This is a genomic window from Carboxylicivirga agarovorans (assembly GCF_050589845.1).
In the GTDB taxonomy this organism is placed as follows: domain Bacteria; phylum Bacteroidota; class Bacteroidia; order Bacteroidales; family Marinilabiliaceae; genus Carboxylicivirga; species Carboxylicivirga agarovorans.
Window position 1 is genome coordinate 566,954 of sequence record NZ_JBNGPA010000001.1, and the last position, 6,167, is coordinate 573,120.

Genomic DNA, 6,167 nt, shown 5'->3' on the forward strand with positions numbered 1-6,167 from the left:
TCTCACAAGACCACAAACCCCGCAAATGATTAACGGGGTTGTATATTGTAATTTCGAGGGTGCCAATGATCACATTCACACATGTAAAAAATTACCTAACCACCCGTCCGGAACCTGAACCTCCCATTAAAGCTTCCACTTCTTTGCGTGAGGTAAAGTTAAAATCACCATTAATTGAATGACATAAACAAGATGAAGCAACAGCAAAACGAATGGCATCTTCTGATTTGGCAAACTCAGGTGTATTTAGAGCATAAACCAAACCTGCACCAAAAGAATCACCTCCACCAACACGGTCAACTATGTTTTTAATTTCATATGCTGCATACTTCTTGTTTTTTAACGGAGCGAAATGAGATTGGCCAGTTGTTGCATCATATAACATGGCTCCCCAATTATTGTGTGTTGCCGAATAGCTTTCTCGCAATGTTATAGCCACCTTCTTCACATTTGGAAACTGTTTAACAATTTCTTTAGCTACATCAGTGTATTTTGATACATCCAGTTTTCCTCCTTCGACATCTGTATTTTCGGCTGATATGCCAAGTACGTCATGGGCATCTTCTTCGTTTGCAATCACTACATCCACATATGGTAGAATATCCCGCATGGTTTTTTCAGCCAATTTATTAGCTGGCGTTCCATTTTGCCACTGCCATAATTTCTTTCGAAAGTTCAAATCACACGAAACAGTTAACCCCTTTTCTTTCGCTGTACGCACGGCTACTTCTGTGGCATGCGCCGATGTTTCAGATAAAGCAGGTGTAATACCGGTTGTATGCAACCAGGCACCATCATCTAACAATTTGCACCAATCGTATGACTCTCCCTTAGTCATTGATACAGCTGAGTAATCGCGGTCGTACATTACACGACTCGGACGCTGGTTAGCACCACGCTCAACAAAGTAAAGACCAAAGCGACCATAATTGGTTAACTTTATACCTGATGTATCTACATCTATTCCTTTAAGCACTTGCAAACAAGCTTCTGTCATCTCATTATCAGGCAAAGCAGTTACAAATCGCACATTACCACCTAACATTGAAATAGATGCAGCTACATTAGCTTCTGCTCCTGCAAAGGTCATGTCCAGTTTTCCCGGCATACTCTGACGAAAGCGCTGAAAATTCTCAGGGCAAATACGCCCCATTATCTCTCCAAAAGTTATTATTGTTTTCATATATGAGCTATTAGCTACTAGCTGCCTGCCTTTAGCCACTAGTACTTATGTTTTATACTTATGAGTTTCTAATCTCACTTATTAAAGAACTTATCTCGCGGGCGTTACGCGTAATTAACTCCCAGTTTTCTTGCTGTATCATGTCCCGTTTCGCAATCCAGGAACCGCCAATGGCTGTTATTAGTGGTGACTCAAGGTAGGTACGAGCATTGGTAATGTTACACCCTCCAAGAGGAATAAATTTCAAGTCCAGATACTGATAAGGTGCAACCATGCTTTCAAGGTGAGCTAAGCCACCTGAGGTTTCGGCAGGGAATAACTTTAATATACGACAGCCCTCATGGATAGCCATTTCAATGTCGGTAGGTGTCATTATGCCTGGCCCAAAGTTCAAGCCAAGTTTAACTGCTTCAGCAATTACTTTAGGATTGCATCCTGGAGCCACAGCAAAATCAGCACCTAAATCAACAACAGCTTTAACCTGTTCGGTAGAAATAACGGTACCAAAACCTAAGGTCATCTCCGGCACTTCTTTCTTAATGACTTTTGCTGCTTCATAGGCAGCTGGAGTACGTAAGGTCAGTTCAATGGCTGACACACCTCCAGCCAACAAGGCTTTGGCCACCGGAACAGCATGTTTTACATCATCAATGACTAATACCGCCATTACACCGGCATCATCAATGGTTTTTATCATTTCAGGCGACATGGCCTGTTTATTTTGTGTGTACATTTCAAAGTATCAAGTAGTAAGTATCAAGTACCAAGATGATTTGCATGACTTAATGCCTTATATCTTGATACTAAAATCTTGTGACTTATTAATTTACAATGCTGTTGAAATTCGTTTCTTAACCAGGTAATCATTCAACGCCAGATACGAGCAGTCATGTCCTATGCCGCTTTCTTTAATTCCACCATGAGGCAAGTAGATGGCATACTTCACGCCATTCACCTGTACTTCACCAAACATCAGTTCTTCTGATATTTTACGAATGACTGTTTGGTCATTGGAAAACAGGTAAGAAGCCAATCCATATTCTGTATCATTCCCAATTTCAATGGCCTCTTCAATTGTTGAATACTTCATCATGGCAGCTACTGGCCCAAAAATTTCCTCACGGAAACAACGACTATCGCGTGTAATACCTGATAAGATGGTTGGTTCCATATAATAACCTTTGTCGAAACCAGCCGGCACCATACCCCCAAGTACTAACTCTGCACCTGAGGCCACATCGTCGGCAACCATCTTAAGCACACGCTCCTGGTCTTTTTGGGTTACTAGAGGTCCCATATCAGGCTTGTCTTCAATGCCAAAACCGATCTTTAACTTCGATGCTTTTTCTTTGAATAGGTTCAAAAACTCATCATAAATATCTTCATGAATGATAAAGCGGTTTGGTGATACGCAAATCTGACCCGAATTACCATACTTTAAGGCAACACCAATATTTGTTGCTAATTCCAAATCAGCATCTTTATGAACGATATAAGGGGCATTACCTCCTAACTCAAGGCTTACATGCTTAACTGTTGTAGCCGAATCGGCAATAACACGCTTACCCGAAGCCGATGAACCAATCATGGTTAATACCTTTGGAATCGGACTTTTAGTCATGGTTGTTGCCACTTCATTTACCGGGCCACTAATGATATTGATGGCACCAGCGGGAAAATTAATGCTGTGTGCAATTTCACCTACCATGTAAGCCGAAATTGGCGACAATTCGGATGGTTTGATAATGATTGAACAACCAGCTGCCAGGGCCGGTCCAATTTTATAGCCCACATTAAGCAATGGGAAATTCCAAGCCAGATAAGCCACAGCAACTCCCAAAGGTAAGTTTACAATCTGGTGGCGATGTGTATTTTCTGAATCCGGAATAATCTCATCGTGCATATTTTTCATGGCTTGAGGATAGAACTCCAATCCATCAGCCAACAATTGAATGTCTTCTGCAGCGCCTTCATAGGTTTTACCCATCTCGTACATCACGGCCTTCTGCAGGTCATCAGATTTTTTAAGGATGGCCGCACGTAATTTCATCATCCACTCTGTTCGCTCTGTTAATGGCATTTTCGACCAAAGCTTAAAGCCCTTCTGCGCCTCTTCTAAGGCGAATCGGGCATCGTCTTTTTGGGCGTATGCAATCGTTCCAACCGCTTCCTCAAGTGCCGGGTTGATAACATCTTTTTTAGCTCCAGAGATGGCGTCAACTAACTGGCCACCTATATACATTTTTTTATATCCGAAATTCATTTTTTTAGACTCTTTGATTATTAGACAATAGACTCTTTGAAATTAAACCGAGATGTTCAATATTTATCAACAATAGCTTTTTAAAGCCTCTTCGTTAATTTCCACTCCTAAGCCGGGTTTATCCGACACCTTAAGTTCGCCATTTTTCACTTCAAAATCAGGCTTTGTTACACGGTCGCGTATATCATTATCTGTTCGGTCGTGTTCCATCAAGAAATTATCATTGAACATGCGACCGGGAATATTATCGAGATTACTGATAAAATGCATGGCTGCTGAGATGGCAATATAGGTTCCCCAGCTATGTGGCACAATCTCTTTGCCATATGTCGACGTTAATGCAGATATCTTTTTCATTTCGGTTAATCCACCGCATGAAGCAATATCAGGCTGAACAATATCTACTGCATCAGACTTGAGCAACTGGTGAAAACCATAACGTAAATATTCACACTCGCCACCAGCAATTGGAATTGTCGTGGCTCTTCTCAACTCGGCATAATGACTATACATTTCAGGAGAAACGGGCTCTTCAAACCAGCCAATGTTATACTCCTCTATGGCTTTAGATAAAATAATGGCCTCACGTAGGTTATAGGCATGATTAGAATCAACCATCAGCTCCATATCATCACCAAGGGCTTTTCGAACTTCACGCACCATTTTAATATCATCCTTGATAGTCATGCCCACTTTCATCTTCACTGCTCGATAACCTAACTCTTTATATTCTAGTGCTTCTTCTGCTATGGCTTTGGGCAAATCCTTTTCTTCGCGGAAATACAGTCCTGTGGCATAAGGTGTGATGATATCTCTCTTCTTGCCCCCCAATAATGTATGCACCGGTACATTCAATATTTTTCCTTTGGCATCCCACACAGCCATATCAATAGCACTAATGGATGCCACTAAAATACCCCGACGAGCATAGTCAACCGTTCGACGGTACATCACATCCCAAATCGTTTCATTCTCCAGTACATCCATACCAACTACAAACGGAGCCAGAAACCTGATACCAGCCGCCAAAACATCTGCAGGACCATATCCTTCTCCCCAACCAACAACACCATCGTCTGTTGTTAATTTCACCAGGCATATCTTACGTTCGGCATACGACCATTGCGAGAAATAAAACGGTTTCTCCAACGTGCCGTTGAGCACAAAAGCTTCTATTGATTTTATTTTCATAGTTTGTTCTTATCTTGATATTTCATCCGGCTTAAATATGCCTTAGCTTACTCCATTGGAATAGCCGATTACAACCATTCCGACACAAATTACAAGCACTCCTAAAATCAACCAGTTAAATGGTTTCTTTGCTCCAGCCCACTCTTTGTTGAAGTAGGCCCATACATTACTGATGATTAAGCCGCCCCCCATTAAAATTGGCCAGCCTATTACAGAGCCCATATTACCCATTAAGGATGCTCCCTGACCATAGACACCAAGTGCCCCAAACCAACAAAGAGCTGCTATTATTGACCACATATAAGCCTTAGCTGACTTCGGTTCTGCAAACGAGTTCCAGCTTTTGTTTTTGTACATCATAAAAAGCGCATAGGCAGCATTTAAAATAAAAGCCCCCCAAAGCACAACTACCCAAATGGCCAGACTACTGTTGCGAACGGTTGCTCCCGCTTCTTGAGCATAATGACCAATACCTGCACCTTCGGCGTAACCGTAATCGAAACCAATACCAAGAAATGCTGAGAAAAACCCACTTAGAATAGCAATGATTAAACCAGCTTTTAAATCGACTTTTTTATTCTCCTCTGAATCATCCTTCTTATCGCGTAAAATTCCGGCATAAGCAGTTAAGGCAACTCCAACAACCATCACAACTACTCCACTTATCACATATGGCAGTGCAGAAGCATTGGGGTCATCTTTCATAAAGTAAGGAATTAAACTTCCGGCAGCAGCACAAAGTCCTAATACGATACCGTATGTTAACGACATGCCAATGTAGGGTACACTTTTTCCGAACATGATACCGCCAATTCCCCAAATAGCACCAAATAACATGGCCATTAGCTTAACTCCCATTGGTGCAGCATCAATCACTCCAAATAAGTCAGGAACCACTATTAATGCCCAAACTGTGGGAAGAACAATCATCGCGAATAGAGAGTGTACCAACCACCAGGCTTCCCATTTTAGTGGCGCCATAAATTTCATTCCTAATCCGAATGATCCTTGAAAGAGACTTGCAAATAATACTAATGCAAGCGGTATAAATGTCAATTCCATATTATTATACTTTTTATCTGATACAAATAAACAGGAAGTTTATGGTTATGAATTTGCAGAATTTACCATGTACTTACTGTATTTTACCCGTTTTTAGGAAAAGCTAAGATATACCTTAACAAAGCCTCGATAAAAGCCTATGAATCAACACACGCATTGGCTAATACATGTGTTTATCTGATGATTATTTTTTGTGTGCCCAATTTATTTCCTGAAGTGAGCTGAACAAAATAAAGGCCTTTTGATAATTCTGATACGTTAATTTCTTTGACTGTGCTCAATTTTTCTGAAGATTTCACCAATACACCAACGTTATTATAAATTCTAATTATCCCAAACGCCAGTCTGTCTAAAAACTATTAAGCTGCCACATTATTAGTTAAAATTAGGCTTAAGTTTTGAGAGTTTAAAAGACTATGCCGTTTGACGATCATTTTTTTCAATAACTTATTCAGGCTCTTAAATGCG

General features: G+C 40.8%; 6 protein-coding genes. All 6 read right to left on the reverse strand.

Annotation, left to right across the window (positions count from 1 at the left end; translation table 11 throughout):
• Window positions 1-91: 91 nt before the first annotated feature.
• The 6 genes from ACRD69_RS02140 to ACRD69_RS02165 all read right to left on the reverse strand — a co-directional run bounded on the left by ACRD69_RS02140 (window position 92) and on the right by ACRD69_RS02165 (window position 6,043).
• Window positions 92-1,183 carry a sugar kinase gene (locus ACRD69_RS02140; protein ID WP_430813415.1) on the reverse strand — a complete coding sequence of 364 codons (1,092 nt, stop codon included), beginning with the start codon at window positions 1,181-1,183 and terminating at the stop codon, window positions 92-94.
• 58 nt (window positions 1,184-1,241) lie between these two features.
• Window positions 1,242-1,916: a bifunctional 4-hydroxy-2-oxoglutarate aldolase/2-dehydro-3-deoxy-phosphogluconate aldolase gene (locus tag ACRD69_RS02145; protein ID WP_430813416.1), complete on the reverse strand. Its 675-nt coding sequence runs from the start codon at window positions 1,914-1,916 to the stop codon at window positions 1,242-1,244.
• A gap of 93 nt (window positions 1,917-2,009) precedes the next feature.
• The gene (locus tag ACRD69_RS02150) at window positions 2,010-3,446 is read right to left on the reverse strand and encodes an aldehyde dehydrogenase family protein (RefSeq protein WP_430813417.1); all 1,437 of its coding nucleotides are present in this window, start codon (window positions 3,444-3,446) and stop codon (window positions 2,010-2,012) included.
• 66 nt (window positions 3,447-3,512) lie between these two features.
• Window positions 3,513-4,637 carry a mandelate racemase/muconate lactonizing enzyme family protein gene (locus ACRD69_RS02155; RefSeq protein WP_430813418.1) on the reverse strand — a complete coding sequence of 375 codons (1,125 nt, stop codon included), beginning with the start codon at window positions 4,635-4,637 and terminating at the stop codon, window positions 3,513-3,515.
• A 42-nt stretch (window positions 4,638-4,679) separates the two neighbouring features.
• Window positions 4,680-5,699 (reverse strand): L-rhamnose/proton symporter RhaT, encoded by a 1,020-nt coding sequence (locus ACRD69_RS02160; protein WP_430813419.1) that lies wholly within the window; start codon window positions 5,697-5,699, stop codon window positions 4,680-4,682.
• A gap of 173 nt (window positions 5,700-5,872) precedes the next feature.
• Window positions 5,873-6,043, reverse strand: a complete 171-nt coding sequence (locus ACRD69_RS02165; RefSeq protein WP_430813422.1) for a T9SS type A sorting domain-containing protein — start codon at window positions 6,041-6,043, stop codon at window positions 5,873-5,875.
• Window positions 6,044-6,167 lie beyond the last annotated feature (124 nt).